The 18069-nt window shown below is 74.8% G+C and carries 20 protein-coding genes; 11 read left to right on the top strand and 9 right to left on the bottom strand.

What is annotated here, in order from left to right; genetic code table 11:
• Positions 1-10: 10 nt before the first annotated feature.
• Positions 11-967: an NAD(P)H-binding protein gene (locus AB0637_RS01915; protein WP_366169443.1), complete on the bottom strand. Its 957-nt coding sequence runs from the start codon at positions 965-967 to the stop codon at positions 11-13.
• A 74-nt stretch (positions 968-1041) separates the two neighbouring features.
• On the opposite strand from AB0637_RS01915, the gene AB0637_RS01910 reads away from it, so the two are divergent.
• Complete coding sequence (locus tag AB0637_RS01910) at positions 1042-1485, top strand: MarR family winged helix-turn-helix transcriptional regulator (protein ID WP_366169441.1); 444 nt, start codon at positions 1042-1044, stop codon at positions 1483-1485.
• 12 nt (positions 1486-1497) lie between these two features.
• On the opposite strand, the gene AB0637_RS01905 is transcribed toward AB0637_RS01910, so the two are convergent.
• Genes AB0637_RS01905 through AB0637_RS01895 form a run of 3 tightly spaced genes read right to left on the bottom strand, consistent with a single transcriptional unit; the run spans position 1498 to position 4026 of the window.
• On the bottom strand, positions 1498-2268 hold the full coding sequence (locus tag AB0637_RS01905) for an NAD(P)-dependent oxidoreductase (RefSeq protein ID WP_366169440.1): 771 nt from the start codon (positions 2266-2268) through the stop codon (positions 1498-1500).
• Positions 2269-2326: 58 nt separating this feature from the next.
• On the bottom strand, positions 2327-3106 hold the full coding sequence (locus AB0637_RS01900; protein ID WP_366169439.1) for an endonuclease/exonuclease/phosphatase family protein: 780 nt from the start codon (positions 3104-3106) through the stop codon (positions 2327-2329).
• Between the two features lie 5 nt (positions 3107-3111).
• Positions 3112-4026, bottom strand: a complete 915-nt coding sequence (locus AB0637_RS01895; RefSeq protein WP_366169438.1) for a phosphotransferase — start codon at positions 4024-4026, stop codon at positions 3112-3114.
• 41 nt (positions 4027-4067) lie between these two features.
• On the opposite strand from AB0637_RS01895, the gene nudC reads away from it, so the two are divergent.
• The gene (gene nudC, locus AB0637_RS01890; protein ID WP_366169437.1) at positions 4068-5039 is read left to right on the top strand and encodes an NAD(+) diphosphatase; all 972 of its coding nucleotides are present in this window, start codon (positions 4068-4070) and stop codon (positions 5037-5039) included.
• 21 nt (positions 5040-5060) lie between these two features.
• Here the strand turns inward: nudC and AB0637_RS01885 are convergent, their stop codons facing one another.
• Positions 5061-5630 (bottom strand): uridine kinase, encoded by a 570-nt coding sequence (locus AB0637_RS01885; protein WP_366169436.1) that lies wholly within the window; start codon positions 5628-5630, stop codon positions 5061-5063.
• Between the two features lie 70 nt (positions 5631-5700).
• On the bottom strand, positions 5701-5961 hold the full coding sequence (locus AB0637_RS01880) for a mycoredoxin (protein WP_366169435.1): 261 nt from the start codon (positions 5959-5961) through the stop codon (positions 5701-5703).
• Positions 5962-6138: 177 nt separating this feature from the next.
• On the opposite strand from AB0637_RS01880, the gene AB0637_RS01875 reads away from it, so the two are divergent.
• The 4 genes from AB0637_RS01875 (at position 6139) to AB0637_RS01860 (ending at position 9408) form a co-directional block, all read left to right on the top strand.
• Positions 6139-8241: an ATP-dependent DNA helicase UvrD2 gene (locus AB0637_RS01875; protein WP_366169434.1), complete on the top strand. Its 2103-nt coding sequence runs from the start codon at positions 6139-6141 to the stop codon at positions 8239-8241.
• 176 nt (positions 8242-8417) lie between these two features.
• Positions 8418-8705 carry a hypothetical protein gene (locus AB0637_RS01870; protein ID WP_366169433.1) on the top strand — a complete coding sequence of 96 codons (288 nt, stop codon included), beginning with the start codon at positions 8418-8420 and terminating at the stop codon, positions 8703-8705.
• Positions 8706-8893: 188 nt separating this feature from the next.
• A complete protein-coding gene (locus AB0637_RS01865; protein ID WP_366169432.1) occupies positions 8894-9160 on the top strand; it encodes a WhiB family transcriptional regulator in 267 nt (88 codons plus the stop codon).
• 38 nt (positions 9161-9198) lie between these two features.
• Positions 9199-9408 carry a hypothetical protein gene (locus AB0637_RS01860; RefSeq protein WP_366169431.1) on the top strand — a complete coding sequence of 70 codons (210 nt, stop codon included), beginning with the start codon at positions 9199-9201 and terminating at the stop codon, positions 9406-9408.
• A gap of 25 nt (positions 9409-9433) precedes the next feature.
• On the opposite strand, the gene AB0637_RS01855 is transcribed toward AB0637_RS01860, so the two are convergent.
• Together AB0637_RS01855 and AB0637_RS01850 are read right to left on the bottom strand one after the other, a co-directional pair.
• Entirely contained in the window at positions 9434-10216 is a 783-nt protein-coding gene (locus tag AB0637_RS01855) for a hypothetical protein (protein ID WP_366169430.1), read from the bottom strand.
• A gap of 105 nt (positions 10217-10321) precedes the next feature.
• Positions 10322-10480, bottom strand: a complete 159-nt coding sequence (locus AB0637_RS01850) for a DUF5679 domain-containing protein (protein WP_366169429.1) — start codon at positions 10478-10480, stop codon at positions 10322-10324.
• Between the two features lie 393 nt (positions 10481-10873).
• Between AB0637_RS01850 and AB0637_RS01845 the strand changes: the two genes are divergently transcribed.
• From AB0637_RS01845 to AB0637_RS01825, 5 genes are all read left to right on the top strand, one after another.
• A complete protein-coding gene (locus AB0637_RS01845) occupies positions 10874-11503 on the top strand; it encodes a M48 family metallopeptidase (RefSeq protein ID WP_366169485.1) in 630 nt (209 codons plus the stop codon).
• 204 nt (positions 11504-11707) lie between these two features.
• Positions 11708-12799: a substrate-binding domain-containing protein gene (locus AB0637_RS01840; RefSeq protein WP_366169428.1), complete on the top strand. Its 1092-nt coding sequence runs from the start codon at positions 11708-11710 to the stop codon at positions 12797-12799.
• 74 nt (positions 12800-12873) lie between these two features.
• Positions 12874-13665 (top strand): ATP-binding cassette domain-containing protein, encoded by a 792-nt coding sequence (locus AB0637_RS01835; protein WP_366169427.1) that lies wholly within the window; start codon positions 12874-12876, stop codon positions 13663-13665.
• Positions 13666-13673: 8 nt separating this feature from the next.
• The gene (locus tag AB0637_RS01830; RefSeq protein ID WP_366169426.1) at positions 13674-15044 is read left to right on the top strand and encodes an ABC transporter permease; all 1371 of its coding nucleotides are present in this window, start codon (positions 13674-13676) and stop codon (positions 15042-15044) included.
• 32 nt (positions 15045-15076) lie between these two features.
• On the top strand, positions 15077-16303 hold the full coding sequence (locus tag AB0637_RS01825) for an ROK family transcriptional regulator (protein ID WP_366169425.1): 1227 nt from the start codon (positions 15077-15079) through the stop codon (positions 16301-16303).
• A 32-nt stretch (positions 16304-16335) separates the two neighbouring features.
• On the opposite strand, the gene AB0637_RS01820 is transcribed toward AB0637_RS01825, so the two are convergent.
• Positions 16336-17913, bottom strand: a complete 1578-nt coding sequence (locus tag AB0637_RS01820) for a zinc-dependent metalloprotease (RefSeq protein WP_366169424.1) — start codon at positions 17911-17913, stop codon at positions 16336-16338.
• Positions 17914-18069 lie beyond the last annotated feature (156 nt).

Here is an 18069-nt window from a genome sequence, read left to right as displayed (position 1 = left end):
GGGCAGGTCGTCAGGGGGCCGGGCTGAGGGCGGCGCGGTGGTCGCGCGCGAAGTCGGCGACCGTGCGCGCGGGCCGACCGAGCAGGTCGGGCACGGCGGTGGTGCAACGGCGACCGTCGTCCGCGCCGCGGCGCACCACGTCGACGAACTGGTGGACGAGCCCGCGCGCCTGCCAGGCCGGCACGCCAGAGGCGCGCAGGACCGCGTGGAACACCGGCGCCGGGACGTGGACGTACCGGACGCGGTGCCCGAGCGCGGAACTGAGACCGTCCGCGACCTCCGGGTACGACAGCGGCACTTCGCCCGTCAGCCGGTAGGCGCGGCCCTCCCCGCCGGCGCCGCCGCGCGTGCCGGGGTCGGTGAGGACGCGGGCCGCCACGGCGGCGATGTCGGGGACGTCGATCCACGCGGTGGCGCCGTGCCCGCTGGTCTGCGGCAGCCAGCCCCGGCGGATCGCGGCGGCCTCGACGAGGAGGTTGGTGAAGAACGCGCCCGGTTCCAGACGCGTCCACGTCAGGCCGCTGCGGGCCAGGTGGGCGTCCGCGAGCGCGTGGTCACGGGCCCAGGGGATCGCCGAGCGCGGGTTGGCGTCGGACGCCGACACCTTGACGACGTGCTCGACCCCGGCGGCCGCGGCGGCGTCGACGGCGTCCCGGTTCTGCCGGAACTGGCGCGGGCCGGGCGGGGTGTTGAGGAAGAGCACGTCGCAGTCGGCCATCGCCGTCCGCAGGCTCGCCGGGTCGTCGAGGTCCGCGGGCACGGCGTCGAGCCCGCGCTCGGTGAAGGCGCGCACCTGCTCGGGCCGCCGACCCGTGACGCGCAGGGACGTCCCGGTGGCGGTGAGCTCGTGCAGGAGGGACCGGCCGATGGCGCCGGTGGCGCCGGTGACGAGGACCCGGTGCGGTCCAGACGCTGCGCCGGAAGGACCGGCCGGTGTCTCGGTGCGGGTGTCGGTACGGGTGTCCACGTCCACCTCCAGGAAGAGAATCAGGAACCTGTTGGTGCAACCATGGTCCCCCGACGACAGGAGGGCAAACCGACGTGGACCTGACGACGGAGGACCTGGACGGGCTCGTCACCTGGACGCTCATCCGGGCCGCCCACCGGGCGCAGCGGGAGCTGACGCAGCTCTTCGCCGACCACGGGCTGTCGCCGGTCCAGTTCGGGGTGCTGTCGCACCTGGCGACGGGGGAGTCGTTCACCCAGGCCCGGCTGGCCCGCGAGGTCCTCGTCCGCCCGCAGTCGCTCAGCGGTGTCCTCGACGGTCTCGTCGCGCGGGGGCTCGTCGCGCGCGAGGAGGACCGGGGCAAGGGGCGGCGCAACCCGCTGGTGCTCACCGCGGCCGGTCACGACCTGCTCGCGGCGGTCTGGCCGCGCCTGCAGGACGCCAACCGGCCCGACCACCTCGGCCTCGGGCCGGACGAGGCCGCCGCCCTCAACGACGTGCTGCTGCGCCTGGTGCGCGAGCGTGCCGGCGGCGGGTGACGGCGGCGGGGATCACCCCCGGGACGGGGGCGGCGGACACGTCGTCACGTCCGTCCCGTCGTCCTCGACGGCGGCGGCGTGGTCGCGCGCGTCCAGGCGCGGGCGGTAGCCCAGCTCGTCCGTCGCGAGCCGCAGGTCCCAGTGCGGGCGCTCCGCACCCGAGACGGCGGGGTAGACGCCCGAGATGACGTCGGTCGCGAGCGCGCGAGCCACGAGGTCGTGCAGGTCGTCGGGTCCCAGCCAGCCCCGCAGCTGGCTGCGGACGGTCGGGACCGGCACGGTGGCCCCCAGCCGCAGGCCGATCGTGCTGAGCCCCCAGCGGTGCGCGAAGACCCCGGCGACGGCCTCGTCGAACGCCTTGGTGGCGCCGTAGGGACAGCACGGGGCCGGAGCCCACGTCGGGTCGACGGGCACCCGGCCGGTCGCCTCGTAGCGGCCCATCGCGTGGACCGAGCTGGCGTAGACGACGCGGCGGACGCCGTGGTCGGCCGCGGCGCCGAGCAGGGCGGCGAACCCGTCCACGTTGGGTCCGCGCAGCTCGTCCCACGTCGCGGTGGGGCTCGGGTCGCCCGCGAGGTGCACGACCGCGTCGACGCCGTCGACGGCGCGGGCGAGCAGGTCGCGGTCGGTCAGCTCCCCGGTGAGCACCTCGGCGCCGGCGGGCACGTCCGCGGGGTCGGGTGCCGCGCGGTCCAGCAGCCGCAGCGGCCGGTCCCGCAGACCCGGCCGCAGCATCCTGGCGACGCGCCCGCAGGCGCCGGTGAGGAGCAGGCGCGCGGTCACGTCCCGACCCTGGCACGCCCGGCGGGACCGGGCGACCGGGTCCGGAAGGGTCCGGACCTCAGAAGTGCAGGTCCACGACGACGCCCCGGTGGTCGCTGCCGCCGACCTGCTCGATGCGCGCCTCGACGCGGACCCGCTCGTCGAGGCCGTCCGCGAGGGCGTGGTCGAGCTGCACCTTGGAGGAGGGGGAGGGGAACGTCGGGCCGGTGACCAGGGCCCGCCACGGCAGGACGCGGCGCACGATCCCGGGCGGCAGGTTGAGGTCCCCCAGCAGCACGAGGGGCCGCGGCAGCGTCCGGGCGAAGTCCCGCACGGCCCGCAGCTGCCGACCGGCCTGCCAGGGCGTGAAGGACAGGTGGGTGCCGAGGACGCTGAGCGGCCCGGCGGGCGTGTCGACGACGGCCGCCACGACGACGCGCTGCTCGTCGGGCACCAGTCGCGGTCCGGACGCGGGGTCCAGCACTGGCAGGCGACCCCGCCCGGCCGGCATCCGCAGCTCCCGGAACCCCAGGGCCGTGTCGTGGCCGCCGCGCACGAGCAGGGCGATCCCGTAGGACGGTTCGTCCGGCACGGTCCGGTGGGCGACCCGGACGCCCCGGGGGTCACCGGGGGTGCCGTGGACGGTGGCCGCGAACCAGCCCTGAGCCCCGAGCCCGGCCGCCAGCAGGGCGGTCTGGTCGACCCCGCCGCTGCGCGGCAGCAGGTGGTCGACCTCCTGGACGGCGACGACGTCGGCGTCCAGGCGCGCCACCGCCGCCACGAGTGCGCCGGTGTCGACGCGGCCGCTGCGCAGGTCGCGCCCCGAGGCCGCGTTCACCGAGGCCAGCCGCACGCGCACGCCCGTCAGCCCAGGGGGGTGGCGTCGGCGTGCCCGGCGAGCTCGTCCAGCATCCGCCGGGCGTCCTCGACGATCTCGGCGTCCTCGATCCGCAGCCCCAGCAGCAGCCAGCGCGCGAGGGCCAGCTCGCCCGCGAGGCGTGCGCGCAGCAGCAGGTCGGGGTCCGGTGGTTCGGGCAGCGCGTGCGCGTAGGCCTCGAGGACGGACTCGAGCGCGTCGGGGTCGGCGCCGACGGCGAGCCAGGCGAAGTCGTCGGCGGGATCGGCGATCTTGGCGTCCACCCAGCCCGTGATGCCGGTGAGCCGGCTGCCGTCGGTGCGCACGTGCTCGCCCACGAGGTCGCCGTGCACGGGGGTGGCGGCGAACCGCCAGTGCGTCACGTCCTCCATGAGCGCCTCCCACCGGGTCAGCAGGCGCGGCGGCACGTGCCCCGTCCCCGCGGCGCGGTCCAGTTCGGACAGCCGTCGTCGGCGGTACTCCTCGGCGTCGTAGACGGGGACACCGGCGTCGCTGAAGACGGAGCCGTCGATCTGGTGCAGGGCGGCGAGCCCGGTGCCGAGGGAGGCGGCCAGCCCGGGTCCGGGCCGCAGGGCGCCGGGGTCCAGCGGGTGCCCGGGCAGCTCGTGGTGCACCACGCAGCGTCCGCCGTCGGGCAGGGCCAGGGTCCCGACCACCTCCGGGACGGCGAACGGCAGCGGTTCGACGATCCCCTTGAGCAGCTCGACCTCGGCGTCGAGGGCGGCGGCCGCGGCGGCGCGGCGCGGGGCGCGGACGACGTGGCGCGTGCCGTCGGCGCTGACGACCAGCGCGACGTCGAAGTCGGCGCCGTCGCTCTCGGCCGGACCGGCCGCGACCACGTCCAGACCCCGCACGGCGGCGGTGGCGAGGGCGGCGAGGACACGGGGAGAGCGGGCAGGCACGCCCCCACGGTATTGCGCGGGCGGCTGCTTAGGCTGCAGGCGTGACCCCTGTGCCCCTCCCGAGCCCTCCGCTGCGCGACCTCGCCCTGTCCCGCCAGCACCTCGACCGCAACGGGGTCGACCGCGCACCGGCCTCGCGGCTGGCCGCGCTGTGGGCCTCGCCGGACACCCGCGTGCTGCAGGTGCACGCGGGCCGGGCGCCCGTGGTGGACACTCCGGACGGGGTGCGGCTGGTGCTGCGGACCCCCGCCGAGGTGCCCGCTCCCGGACCCGACGACCTCCAGCTCTACCTCGGCGTCGACGACGGCGTGCACCACGTGGCCGTCATCTCCACCGAGGCCGAACCGGAGAGCACCGACGGCGCGGCGGGCGGGGAGGAGTGGCGCGGGCTGCGCGAGGTGGGCGAGCAGCTGCCGGCGCGCGACGCGGGCCTGTTCACCGAGGCGCTGGCCATGGGCAACTGGCACGCCGTCACCCGGTTCTCCCCGCGGACGGGTCAGCCGCTGACGGCGACGACGTCGGGGTGGGTCAAGGCCGAACCGGACGGGCGCGAGCACTTCCCGCGCACCGACGCCGCGGTGATCATGGCGATCATCTCCCCGGACGACCGGTTGCTGCTCGGGCACCAGCCGATCTGGCCGCCGAACCGCTACTCGGTCCTGGCGGGGTTCGTCGAACCCGGCGAGTGCTTCGAGGACACCGTCCGCCGGGAGGCGTTCGAGGAGGCCGGGATCGTCGTCGGCTCTGAACCCGACGACGTGCGCTACCTCGGCAGCCAGCCCTGGCCGTTCCCCGCGAGCCTCATGGTGGGTTTCGCGGCGCGCGCCACGACGACCGACATCCGGGTCGACGGCGACGAGATCGCGCTCGCCCGCTGGTTCTCCCGCGAGGAGCTGGCCGCGGAACTGGCGAGCGGCGGGGTGCTGCCGCCCCCGGGAGTCTCCATCGCGCGCCGCCTCATCGAGGCCTGGTACGGCGGGCCGCTGCCCGTCGAGGACCGGCCCTGGGCCTGAGGTGAGCTGAGCTGGTCCCCGCTACTCCCGCAGCAGTTCCGCGGGGTGGCGGGGGTCCTCGCAGCGCAGCACGACGGCGGCCGCGTCGGCGGGGTCCTCCGTCGCCAGGTAGCGCAGCCAGCCGCCGACGACGCGGTCGGCGTCTTCCGTCGGCACCCGGCGCCGGGCCGCGGCCTCGGACGTCTGCAGGTGCACGACGGCGTCGAACCCCCAGCGCAGGGTGCTCGACAGCAGGAACGACCCGGCGAACACGAGGACGGCGTCGTCCGGGACGTCCTCGCGGGGCGCCCGGGAGGCGCGGTCGGTCTCCGGGTCGTAGAGCGAGGGGACCCACCGGCGTCCGGTCGCGACGTCGAGCGGTTCGAGCACCTCGCGGTACAGCCCCGGGACGTCGAGCCAGCCGTCGGCGTAGGCGTCGGGGTCGTCGCGGCCGAACTCGTAGCGCAGCGAGCGCGGGCGCCAGAACCCGTGCCACGTCGTCAGCAGCACTGGGCGTGCGGCGTCGCGCAGGGCCTGTGCCAGGTGCTCGGCGTACCAGCGGGTGTCGGCGTCGACGGCCCCGTCGACCCCGACCCGTGCGCCCGCCGGCAACGACGCGGCCCACCGGTCGGCGAACTCGCGCGGACCGGTGGGCCGGAAGGTGACGCTCAGGAGAGCCCCCTCAGGAGAGCTTGGCCTTCACCTGGGCCAGGGAGGGGTTGGTGGCCGCGGACCCGTCGGGGAAGAGCAGGGTCGGGACGGTCTGGTTGCCACCGTTGACCTTCATGACGTAGTCGGCCGCGTCCGGGACCTCTTCGATGTTGACCTCGGAGTAGCTGATGCCCTCGCGGTCCATCTGCGACTTCAGGCGACGGCAGTAGCCGCACCACGTCGTCGTGAACATGGTGACGCTGCCGGCCGCGGGGGCCTCGATCGTGGACACGTCGTCCGCTCCTTCGCTCGTCCTCACCAGGACTGTGGGTGCCTGACGCCTGCTTCAACCGCGGCGCCCGCCCGCATCTTCCCCGGTCCCGCTTCCCCACCGGGCGGGGCCGTTGTCCACAACGCGCCGCCCCGGGTGCGGCGGAGGACCGTCGGCGTGGGGGAAGATGCCCGGGCGATGACGGACCTCATGACGACCCCGACGACCCGGCAGGACGCCGACGGTGTGCTGGCGGGGCTGGACCCCGAGCAGCGCCAGGTGGCCACGACGCTCGACGGGCCGGTGTGCGTGCTGGCCGGTGCGGGCACGGGCAAGACGCGGGCCATCACCCACCGCATCGCCTACGGCGTGCACTCCGGCGCCTACGTGCCCAACCGCGTCCTCGCCGTCACGTTCACGGCGCGGGCGGCGGGGGAGATGCGCACCCGGCTGCGCGACCTCGGCGTCGCCGGCGTCCAGGCCCGCACGTTCCACGCCGCGGCGCTGCGCCAGCTGCAGTTCTTCTGGCCCCAGTCGATCGGCGGGACGCTGCCGAACCTGGTGGAGCACAAGGCGTCCCTGGTCGCCGACGCGTGCCACCGGCTGCGCATCCAGGCCGACCGGACCCGCGTGCGCGACCTGTCGGCCGAGGTCGAGTGGACCAAGGTCATGCTCGTCGACCCCGACGACTACGTGCGCGTTGCCGCCGCGGCCGGACGCGGGGAACCCGGGGGGCTGGACCTGGCGACCGTGGCCCGGCTCGTGCGGACCTACGAGGACGTCAAGACCGACCGCGCCGTCATCGACTTCGAGGACGTCCTCCTGCTGACGGCGGGCATCCTCGACGAGCGGCCCGACGTCGCGGCGACCGTCCGCGAGCAGTACCGGCACTTCGTCGTCGACGAGTACCAGGACGTCTCGCCGCTGCAGCAGCGGTTGCTCGACCTGTGGCTCGGCGGCCGCCAGGACCTGTGCGTCGTCGGCGACGCGAGCCAGACGATCTACTCCTTCGCCGGCGCGACACCCGAGCACCTGCTGGACTTCCCGCGCCGCCACCCCGGCGCGACCGTCGTGCGCCTCGTGCGCGACTACCGCTCGACGCCGGAGGTCGTGCAGCTGGCGAACTCCGTGCTCTCCCAGGCGACCGGCCTGCACGCCCGCGCCCGCCTCGAGCTCATCGCGCAGCGGCCCTCGGGGCCGCCGCCGTCGTTCACGGCCTACGACGACGACGTGGCCGAGGCCTCGGGGGTCGCCGCGCGGATCGCCGCGGAGATCCGCGCGGGCCGCTCCGCCAAGGACATCGCGGTCCTGTTCCGCACGAACGGGCAGTCGCAGGCGCTGGAGTCGGCGCTCGCGGACGCCGGGGTCGGGTACGTGGTCCGCGGCGGCGAGCGGTTCTTCTCCCGCAAGGAGGTGCGCGACGCGCTCGTGCTGCTGCGCGGCGCGGCGCGCTCGGCCCTGCCCGGGCACGACCTCGGGGAGGAGACCCGTGCGGTCCTCGGGTCGGTGGGGTGGGCGCCGACGGCGCCGACGGCCGCCGGTGCCACCCGTGAGAAGTGGGAGTCGCTGCAGGCCCTCGTCGTGCTGGCCGACGAACTGGCGCAGAAGCGGCCGGGGGCGACGGTGTCCGACCTCGTCGACGAGCTCGTCGAGCGCAGCCAGGCCCAGCACGCGCCCACGGTCGACGGCGTGACGCTCGCCTCGTTCCACGCCGCCAAGGGTCTGGAGTGGGACCTCGTGCACCTCGTCGGTGTCAGCGAGGGGCTGCTGCCCATCTCCTTCGCCGAGACCCCGGAGGACGTCGAGGAGGAACGCCGGCTCCTGTACGTCGGGGTCACCCGTGCGCGGGAGGGCATCCACCTGTCCTGGGCGAACTCCCGGACTCCCGGGGGCCGGGCCACCCGCAAACCCTCCCGGTTCCTCGACGCCGTCCGCCCGCAGGCCGCGCCCGCGGGTCGCCGTCCTGCCGCGGCCGGGGCGTCCAAGCAACGCGGCACCGGTCCCATGACGTGCCGCGTGTGCGGCGGGGCGCTGAGCGTCGCGGTGGACCGCAAGCTGCGCCGGCACGCCGACTGCCCCGCCAGCTACGACGAGGCGGTCTTCGAGAAGCTGCGCGAGTGGCGCAGCGCCACCGCGAAGGCCGCGGAGGTCCCGGCGTACGTCGTGTTCACCGACGCCACGCTCATGGCCATCGCCGAGGCGGTCCCCACGAGCACCGCCGACCTCTCCCGCATCGGGGGCGTCGGTCCGGCCAAACTGGAGAAGTACGGCGACGAGGTCCTCGAGGTCCTGGGTAGTTGAGGTCATGACCCGTTGCGCGGCAACGGGTCACGGGGTGGTTGAACCCGGCGGGCGAACCCGGTCGGACGACGCGCGGAAAAAGACGTTGTCGTCCGCGCGCGGGTGCCCCTAGAGTCAGGATCACCACAGCGCGGCCACCGGGCCCGCGCGGACGAGCACGAGAGGGGGGCGGACCGATGGACACCACCACCACCACCACGCAGATCGCGACGATGCAGATCTCGCCGATCGCCGCCCCCGTCGCCCTGCCCGTCCGCGTCTCCACCCCGGCGCTCGCCTGCTCCCCCTGGGAGCGCAGCCACGCCTCCACCTTGGTCACGACCAAGGGTGGAGTGCGCCTGCTCCCGGCCACCGCTGGGCGGCTGCGCGACGACGTCCTGGGCAACGCCCTGGGCGACACGGGTGCCTACGGCGCCTCCTCCTTCCCGTCTGCGGGACCCTCGACCTCGAGTCCACCGGTCTAGTTCCTGACCGGCAGCCTCCAGGCCGCGGATCCCGACACCTCGGGTCCGCGGCCATTTTGCGTTCGTGGGCTCTTCGACGCCGAACCACACCGCCGGAGAAACAGTTGAACACCCAGCCCACGACCCGCCGGACCCGACCGATCACCCGCACCGAACGCACCACCGGAAACACCGGACGAGAGAGGGAGGTGAGCGGCGTGACCCGCCGCCACACGCCGGACCCGCTGCCCTGCCGTCGTTTCGACTCCGAACTCTGGTTCGCCGAGAAGCCCGACGACGTCGAACTCGCCAAGTCGCTGTGCCAGGAGTGCCCGCTCGTGAACGCCTGTCTCGCAGGCGCTCTCGAGCGCGCCGAACCCTGGGGCGTCTGGGGTGGGCAGCTCGTGCTCGCCGGGGTCGTCGTGCCCCGCAAGCGCCCGCGCGGTCGCCCCCGCAAGCACCCCGTCGCCGCCTGAGCGGACGGGACCACCCCGTGAGACCACCAGGAGTCACCATGTCGTACGTCGAGGAACACCTCCTCCGAGAGCGGTTGGCCCAGGCCCACCGCGACGCCGCCCGCATCCGGACGGCCCGCGCCCTGCGGGCCCGCCGGCGGGCCGAGGTCGCCGCCCGCCGGGCGCTCGTCCTCGCGGTCCGCGCCGACCGCGCGGCCGAGCTGGCGGAGAGCACCACCACCGAGGACCGCGAACTGCTCGCGGTCTGAGTCCGTCCGCGATCGACCGCCGCCCTCAGGGGACGGGCAGGTCGACGCACCCGCAGGCCGGGTGCGGCCGCCACCAGCGGTACCGCACCCGGCCTTCGGGCAGCAGCACCTCCAGCGTCGCCCCGACGCTGGCCGCCCGGCCGCCGTCGAGGTGCGCGAGGACCTGCAGGGCCACCAGCCCCGCCAGGACCTGCGCGGTGGCGGCGTCGGTCGGCCGGGGCGGGGCGCCCACCAGTCCCGTGCGCACGTCCGGCCAGGCGGGGTCGGCGTCGGTGCGCCACCGGTCCAGGCACCGCAGGCAGGCGGAGCGCCCGGGCAGCACGAGGGGACCGACGAGCGCGTCGGTGTCCCGCACGACGACGGACAGGTGCGGGACGCCGTCGGCCTGCACCCCGTCGGCGGCGACGGGGTCCGCGGCGTGGTCGGCGACGAGGACCAGGAGGTCGGCGGGCCGGTGCGAGGTCGTCGTGCCCGGCACCGGCCGGTCGCACGCGAGCCGTCCCACGCCGGCGGCCGCCAGCACCGGCACCAGCGCCTCGACGGTCGCCGGGGACCCCGCGAGCGCCACCGCCGCGCTCTCGCGCCGGCGGATCCGCACCGCCGGCGACGGTCCCGCCGGATCGTAGGCGGCCCACGCCAGGGCCTCGTCCGTGCGGTCCCCGGGCCGCGGCTCCGCCGGGCGCCGCCCGGCAGGAGGGGGCAGCAGCACCGCGGTGCGCGGGGAGGCGCCGACCTGCACGAGCCCGTCGGGGCGGGTCACCACGGGCACCCCCGGGACGAGGGGCCGGGGTGGTTCGCTGGCGGGCACGCGGCCACTGTGCCGCAGTCCGCCGACCGGTCGCGCCGCTCGTCCACAGGTCACCGGACGCGACCCCGCGGCCGGACCGGGTCGGTCACGGCCGCGGGGGAGGGGTCAGCTGGCCTTGCCGAGGATGCGGTTGAGGTTCGTCCCGCAGACGGGGCACTTCCCCTTGGCCATCCGTCGGCCGTTCGTCTCGACGACCTGCCCCTCCGCCTCGCGCTTCTCCTTGCACTTGACGCAGTAGAACTCGCCGCTCCAGGTGTCGGCCATGTGCACTCCTCTGTGTCGGTCCCGGACGGTCGGTCCGGGGACGGCCGGTCCACGGTGGTGGGCCGTGCTGCTGTCGGCATGGTGCCCCGTGCGGGGCCACGGGGCGCGTCGGCGCGCCCGAACCGCGGCCGCCGGGCCCCGGTGGACACGACGCGTGTCCCGGTGATCACGCAGGGCCCGTGCGAGGGTGCGCAGGGTAGCCTGCCGGAGGTGAGGGCTCACCAGGAGGGTGCAGCGGTCCTCGGCGCGGTGTCCACCGACGTGGACGGGTCCGTGGTCGAGGACTCCCGTGCTGTCTTCGGGTCCGGCCACGACCGGGACGAGGACCGGCGCCAGAGCTACGACGGGGGTCGTGACGTCGGGCGGGACCACCCGGTCGTGGACCTGCGCGACGTGGACGTCCGCCGCAGCCGGCGCCGCACCCGCACCGTCTCGGCCTACCGCGACGGCGACCGCACGGTCGTCCTCATCCCGGCCCGCTTCAGCTCCGTCGAGGAGCGCGAGTGGGTCGAGCGGATGGTCACCCGGCTCGAGGCCGCGGACCGGCGCCGCAACCCCCTCGACGGGGACCTGCTCGACCGGGCTCGCGAGCTCTCGCGCCGGCACCTGGACGGCCTGGCCCGTCCGCAGTCGGTGACGTGGGTCGACAACCAGCACCACCGCTGGGGGTCCTGCACGCCCGCCGACGCCAGCATCCGGCTGTCGAGCCGGCTGCAGGGGATGCCGAGCTGGGTCCTGGACTACGTGCTCCTGCACGAGCTCGCCCACCTCCTCGTCCCGACGCACTCCCGGCAGTTCTGGGGGTTGCTCGAGTCCTACCCGCGCACCGAGCGGGCCCGCGGTTTCCTCGCCGGGGTCGACCACGCCACCGGCCACGAGGGTCCGGGGCACCACGACCGGGACGACGACACAGACCTCGACGACACGGACCTCGACGACACGGACCTCGACGACACGGACCTCGACGGGACCGGTGTCGACGCGGACAGCGGCGAGGGCGACGTCCTGCCGACGACCGGCTGACGAGGGAACCCCACCCCAGCACCGCACGCGCGGCGGTCCGGACCCGGACCGTCGCTGCCGCACTCCCGCGTTCCCCCGGACCGGTGTCCTCAGGTCACAAGAGGGTCACGAAACCGCCGGGGCCGGGCTCGACAGGCGTATGTTGCGGGCCACAACTTACTTCCGGCGACGACCGCCGGGAGAGGAAGATGCGAAGGGGCATCCATGCGCACTCGATCCTCCGTCCTGCTCGCGACCGCGGTCGCCGGCGTCCTCCTCGTGTCGGCCTGCGGAAGCAGCGACGCGGGGTCCTCCAGTTCCGCCTCCGGTGGTGGGGGTTCGTCCGCGGCCGAGGTCGGCGTGATCCTGCCCGACACGAAGTCCTCGGCCCGGTGGGAGTCGTTCGACCGGCCGATGCTGCAGAAGGCGTTCGAGGCGGCCGGCGTGAAGGCCGACATCCAGAACGCGCAGGGCGACGCGTCGAACATGCAGACCATCGCCGACCAGATGCTCACCGAGGGCGTGAAGGTCCTCGCCATCGTCAACCTCGACTCCGACTCCGGTGCGGCCATCGAGGCCAAGGCCAAGAAGCAGGGCGTGCAGACGATCGACTACGACCGCCTGACGCTGGGCGGTTCGGCCGACTACTACGTCTCCTTCGACAACACCAAGGTCGGCCAGGAACAGGGTCAGGGCCTGGCCCAGTGCCTGGGCGCCGGTGACAAGAACATCGTCTACCTCAACGGTTCGCCGACGGACAACAACGCCACGCAGTTCTCCAAGGGCGCGCACAGCGTCCTTGACCCGATGACGAACTACAAGGTCGTCGCCGAGCAGGCCGTGCCGGACTGGGACAACCAGCAGGCCGCCACGATCTTCGAGCAGATGTTCACCCAGCAGGGCGGGAAGATCGACGGTGTCCTGGCCGCCAACGACGGTCTCGGCAACGCCGCCATCTCGATCCTGGCCAAGAACGGGCTCGCCGGGAAGGTCGCCGTCACCGGTCAGGACGCGACGACCCAGGGGCTGCAGAACATCCTCGACAAGTCCCAGTGCATGACGGTCTACAAGCCCGTCGACCAGGAGGCGAAGGCGTTGTCGGACATCGCCATCGCGCTCATCAAGGGGAAGACCCCCACGACCACCGGAACCGTCCAGGACACCACGGGCAAGCGCGAGGTCAAGGCGATCCTGCTCGACCCGCAGCTCATCACCCGCGACAAGGTGAAGTCCGTCGTCGACGCCGGTTTCGTCAAGGCGTCGGACCTGTGCACCGGTGACTTCGCCGCCGACTGCACCGAACTCGGCATCTCCTGACCGGACCGTCCGACCGTCCACCCACCGGGCCCGTGCGGCCCGGTGGGCGGACCGTGCTCCCGAAGGAGGGGCCCATGAGTTCCACCACCGAGAACTCCCCGCTGCTGTCGTTGCGCGGCATCGACAAGAGCTTCGGTGCGGTCCAGGTCCTGCACGGCGTCGACCTCGACGTCCGCGCGGGGGAGGTGACCGCCCTCGTCGGCGACAACGGCGCCGGCAAGTCGACCCTCGTCAAGTGCATCGCGGGCATCTACACGACGGACGCGGGGGAGTACCTGTTCGAGGGTCGCCCCGTCAACGTCACCGGTCCCCGGGACACCGCGGACCTCGGCATCGAGGTCGTCTACCAGGACCTCGCGCTGTGCGACAACCTCGACATCGTCCAGAACATGTTCCTCGGCCGCGAGAAGGTGCGCGGTCCGCTGCTCGACGAACCGGCCATGGAGGAACTCGCCCGCCAGACGTTGGCGAGCCTGTCCGTCCGCACCGTCCGTTCGGTGCGGCAACTGGTCTCCAGCCTCTCGGGCGGCCAGCGGCAGACCGTCGCCATCGCCAAGGCCGTGCTGTGGAACTCCCGCGTCGTCCTGCTCGACGAACCCACGGCGGCGCTCGGGGTCGCCCAGACCCGCCAGGTCCTGGACCTCGTGCGACGCCTCGCGGACAACGGCCTCGGCGTCGTGCTCATCTCCCACAACCTCAGCGACGTCTTCGAGGTCGCCGATCAGATCACGGCGCTCTACCTGGGCCGCGCCGCCGCGACCGTGCGCACGCGCGACGTGACGAGCAGCCAGGTCGTCGAACTCATCACCACGGGCCGATCCGGGGACCTCGGTCTCGCGCCCGCCACCGCCTCCGCCCCGGTCTGAGGAGACCCATGTCGACCACCGGACACCTCCCGCCCCAGGGGCCGGAGGGAACCGCCCAGCCGAGCGCGCCGGGAAACCCCGACGAGGCTCCGTTCACCGAGCAGCAGCGCATCGCCCAGCTCGCCCGCGCCACGGCCGGCGGCGCGAGCGCGCTGGCCCAGCCCGCGGCCGAACCCACCTTCCGCGAGGGGATCGCGGCCTGGGTGGCCCGGTTGCGCGGCGGCGACATCGGGTCGCTGCCCGCCGTCGCGGGGCTCGTCGTCCTGTTCGTCCTCTTCTCCGCCCTTCGCCCGGACACGTTTCCGACGCCGGGGAACATCGCCAACCTGCTCGTCCAGGCGTCCTCGATCATCGTCCTGGCGATGGGTCTGACGTTCGTCCTGCTCCTGGGCGACATCGACCTGTCCGCCGGGGTCGCCGGGGGTGCGTCGGCGGCCGTCATGGCCCTGGTCCTGCGCTCCGGCGGCGTGAACTGGGTCGTCGGGCTGCTCGCCGCGCTGGCCACGGGCCTCGTGCTCGGAACCCTCATCGGCCTGCTCGTCGCCCGCGTCGGGATCCCGAGCTTCGTCGTCACCCTGGCGTTCTTCCTGGGCGTGCAGGGCATCACCCTGCGGCTCATCGGGGAGGGCGGCACGATCGCCGTGCGGGACGAGGTCGTCGTCGCCATCGCGAACTCCAACGTGCCCGTGGGGCTCGGCTGGGTCCTCACGGCCGTCGCCGGTCTGGGGTACGCCCTGGTGAGCCTGGGCCGGTGGGCGGGGCAGCGCCGTCGCGGCCTGTCCCGGGAGAACCTCGGCGTCGTCGTGGCGCGGCTCGTCGTCGTGCTGGCCGTGCTCGTCGTCGTGACGGCCGTGCTCAGCCAGAACCGTGCGCGGGTCGCGAGCATCCACCTCGCGGGCATCCCGTACTCCGTGCCCCTCATCGCGGTGCTGCTCGTCCTGCTGACCCTCGTGCTGGGCCGCACCCGCTACGGTCGGCACGTGTACGCGGTCGGCGGGAACCCGGAGGCGGCCCGCCGGGCCGGCATCTCCGTCCGCGGCATCCGCATGTCCGTCTTCATGATCGGCTCGACGCTCGCGGCGTTGTCCGGGGTCATCGACGCGTCGCGGCTGAACTCCGTGGCCCCCGGGTCCGGCGGGGCGAACACCCTGCTGCTCGGCGTCGGCGCGGCCGTCATCGGCGGCACGAGCCTCTTCGGTGGCAAGGGCCGCGTCTCCAACGCCGTCATCGGCGGCCTGGTCATCGCCGCGATCGCCAACGGTCTCGGCCTGCTCGGCCAGGCGCAGTACGTGAACTACCTCGTGACCGGTGTGGTCCTGCTCCTCGCCGCGACGGTCGACGCCGTCTCCCGCCGTCGTCGCGCCGCCTCGGCCGTCTGAGCCCGCCCGTGGACGGTCCGGCGGTCGGAGGGGTGCGCGGTCGCGGCACCGAGGACGTGCGACGGCACAACCTCTCGACGCTGCTGGGCCTCGTCCACGCCCGCGGGGGCGTCACCCGCGCCGAGGTCACGCGCGAGCTCGGGCTCAACCGCTCGACCATCGGCGCGCTCGTCGGGGCGCTCGTGGAGGCGGGTCTGCTCGTCGAGCAGGCCCCCTCCGACGGCGCCCCCGGCCGGGTCGGCCGCCCGTCCCTGGAGGTGCGGCCGCACCCGGCCGGTGCCGAGGTCCTCGCCGGGTACGTGGACGTGCACGCCGTCCAGGTCGTGCGCGTCGGCCTGGGCGGCACGGTGCGCGGACGCCGGACCGTCGCGACGTCGGCACCCCCCACCCCGGCGCGCGCGGCCGCGCTGCTGGCCTCGGCGGCCGGCGACCTGCTCGCGGCCGCCCCGCCGGGACTCCTCGCCGGGGTCGGTGTCGCCGTGCCCGGTCTCGTGCGCGCTCGCGACGGCGTCATCGCGCACGCCCCGAACCTGGAGTGGAGCGACGCCCCCTTCGCCGAGGTCGTCGCGGCCGAGCTCGAGGCCACGACGGGCCGGCGGCTGCGGGTGGACGTCGCCAACGACGCCGACCTCGGTCTCATGGCCGAGCACCGTCGCGGCGCGGCCGTGGGGCTGACGGACGTCGTCTACCTCTGCGGCACCTACGGTCTGGGGGGCGGGGTGCTCACCGGCGGGCACCCGCTGACGGGCCACCGCGGGTACGCCGGGGAGGTGGGTCACGTCAGCGTCGACCCCGACGGCCGGGCCTGCCGCTGCGGCAGCCGGGGCTGCTGGGAGAGCGAGACGCTGGCCGCGGCCTGGGCCGAACCCTTCGACCTCGACCCCGACGCACCCGACGTCGCCGACCTCGTCCTCGCCCGGCTGGCGACCGGTGGCGTGGTCTCGCGCCGCACGCGCGACAAGCTGTCGCGGGCCTTCGCCCGCGGGCTGGCGAACATCGTGCACCTGTTCGACCCGCAGGCCGTCGTCCTGGGCGACGGGCTGTGGCACCGGCTGTGGCCCGAGGTCCGCGACGACGTCATGCCGTGGGTCGACCGGCTCGTCATGCCCGCCATGCGGGCCGGGGTCGACGTGCGCACCTCGGCGCTGGGGGAGGGGTCGACCGTCCTGGGGGCGGCCGAACTCGCCCTCACCCCGTTGCTGCAGGACCCCCTGGGGCTGCAGAGCAGTCCGGACCCGGACCCCGTCCTGCAGGGCTGACCGGGTCCGGACCAGGACTCACCGCGGGGACCTCACTCCTTCGGAGCGTCGTCCCCGTTCCCGCTCGTGCCGCCGTCACCGTCGAGCAGCTCGCGCAGGGCGGCGTCCATCGCGTCCTCGCCCTGCTCCCCGTCGCGGGGGCCGGACCCGTCGAGCCGACGGTCGACGAACCGCGTCGCGGCGTCGGCGTCGTCGAGGTCCTCGGCCACGGGCAGCAGGTCCGGGTGGTCCCAGACCGCGTCCCGCGCGCTGCGGCCGCCGCGGACGAGCAGCTGCTCCCACAGGGCGCTCGCCTCGCGCGCGCGGCGGGGTCGCAGTTCGAGCCCGACGAGCACGGCGAACGCGTGCTCGGCCGGCCCGCCCGTCGCACGACGGCGGCGCATCGTCTCGCGCAACGCGTTGGCGTGCGGGAGGTTCTTCGCCGCCTCGTCGGTGACGTGGTCGACCCAGCCCTCGACGAGCGCGAGCGCCGTCTCGAGGCGGGCCAGGGCGGCCTTCTGCTCCGGGCTGCTCTCCGGTTCGAAGATCCCCGACTGCAGGGCCTCCTGCAACGACTCCGGGTTCGACGGGTCGACCTGGCGGGCCGCCTCGGCGATCCGGTCGGTGTCGACGGAGATGCCGCGCGCGAACGACTCGACGGAGCCGAGCAGGTGCGAGCGCAGCCACGGGACGTGGGCGAAGAGCCGCTGGTGGGCGGCCTCGCGCAGGGCGAGGTAGCGGCGCACCTCGTCGATCGGCACCTCGAGGCCGTCGGCGAAGGCCCGGACGTTCTCGGGCAGCAGGGCGGCACGTCCGGTGGGGGACAGGGGGAGCCCCACGTCGGTCGTCGAGAGCACCTCGCCCGCCAGCTGGCCGATGGCCTGCCCGACCTGCATGCCGAACACACCGCCGCCCACCTGGCGCAGCATGGCGCCGGCCGAACCGAGCATCGCGGCCATCTCCGGCGGGGCCTGCGAGGCCATCGCCTCACCCATCGCCGAGGCCACGTTGGCGGCGATCGGCTCCACGAGCTGGCGCCACACGGGCATGGTCTTCTCGACCCACTCGGCGCGGCTCCACGCCTCCAGGGACGTCGCCGCCTGCGCGAGGTCGGTCACCCCGTCGAGCCACAGGTCCGCGACGTGCAGGGCGTCGTCGACCTCGCGGCGGTCCACCGCGTGCGGGGTCGGGTCGCCGTTGGCGGCCGCGGCCTGCCGGGCGAGGTCGTGCGCGACCTCCCAGTTCACCGGGTCGTCGGAGGGGTTGGCCAGGAACTTCTGCAGCTGGGCCAGGATCTGGCCCATCATCGCCGGGTCGAACCCGGCGTCGCCGAAGCCCGGGATGCCCTGCGGCAGAGCGCCACCGGGGAACCCGGGGATCTGACCGCCGGGGAATTGCCCGCCGGGGAACTGCCCGCCGAAGAGGGGGCCGAGGAGCTCCTCGAGGGGGTTGGTCGGACCGCCGGCGTCCCCACTGCGCGGTTCGGGCTTCTTCCCGGGCGCGCCGGAGGGCCGGAAACCGGGCTGGCCGCCGCGCTCCTCGCGCTCGCCGGAGCCCTCCTGCCCGTCCTCGGGGCGCTCGTGCCCCTCGTCGGGTTCCTCGCCCGGCGTCACGTCGTCTCGCTGGCCCACCGTGTCCTCCGCTCGTCGACCTGCGGCTCCATCATGGCCTCCCGCCCCTGGCCCGACGAGTGGCGGGTGGCGCCCGTTCCGCCCGTGGGGCCGTTGCGCCGAGGGCGAACGGCCCGCGCAGCGCGGGTGCCGCGGACGGTCAGGCCCCTCGCAGGG

The organism is Kineococcus sp. NPDC059986 (assembly GCF_040702905.1).
Lineage (GTDB): Bacteria > Actinomycetota > Actinomycetes > Actinomycetales > Kineococcaceae > Kineococcus.
This window is presented reverse-complemented; position numbering and strand designations above follow the sequence as displayed.

Excerpts from the sequence above, each read along its gene's own strand:
- AB0637_RS01860 (WP_366169431.1), top strand. The coding sequence starts at position 9,199 with ATGTCGTACGTCGAGGAACACCTCCTCCGAGAGCGGTTGGCCCAGGCC.
- AB0637_RS01875 (WP_366169434.1), top strand. The coding sequence starts at position 6,139 with ATGACGGACCTCATGACGACCCCGACGACCCGGCAGGACGCCGACGGT.
- AB0637_RS01870 (WP_366169433.1), top strand. The coding sequence starts at position 8,418 with ATGGACACCACCACCACCACCACGCAGATCGCGACGATGCAGATCTCG.
- AB0637_RS01850 (WP_366169429.1), bottom strand. The coding sequence starts at position 10,480 with ATGGCCGACACCTGGAGCGGCGAGTTCTACTGCGTCAAGTGCAAGGAG.
- AB0637_RS01835 (WP_366169427.1), top strand. The coding sequence starts at position 12,874 with ATGAGTTCCACCACCGAGAACTCCCCGCTGCTGTCGTTGCGCGGCATC.
- AB0637_RS01840 (WP_366169428.1), top strand. The coding sequence starts at position 11,708 with ATGCGCACTCGATCCTCCGTCCTGCTCGCGACCGCGGTCGCCGGCGTC.
- AB0637_RS01830 (WP_366169426.1), top strand. The coding sequence starts at position 13,674 with ATGTCGACCACCGGACACCTCCCGCCCCAGGGGCCGGAGGGAACCGCC.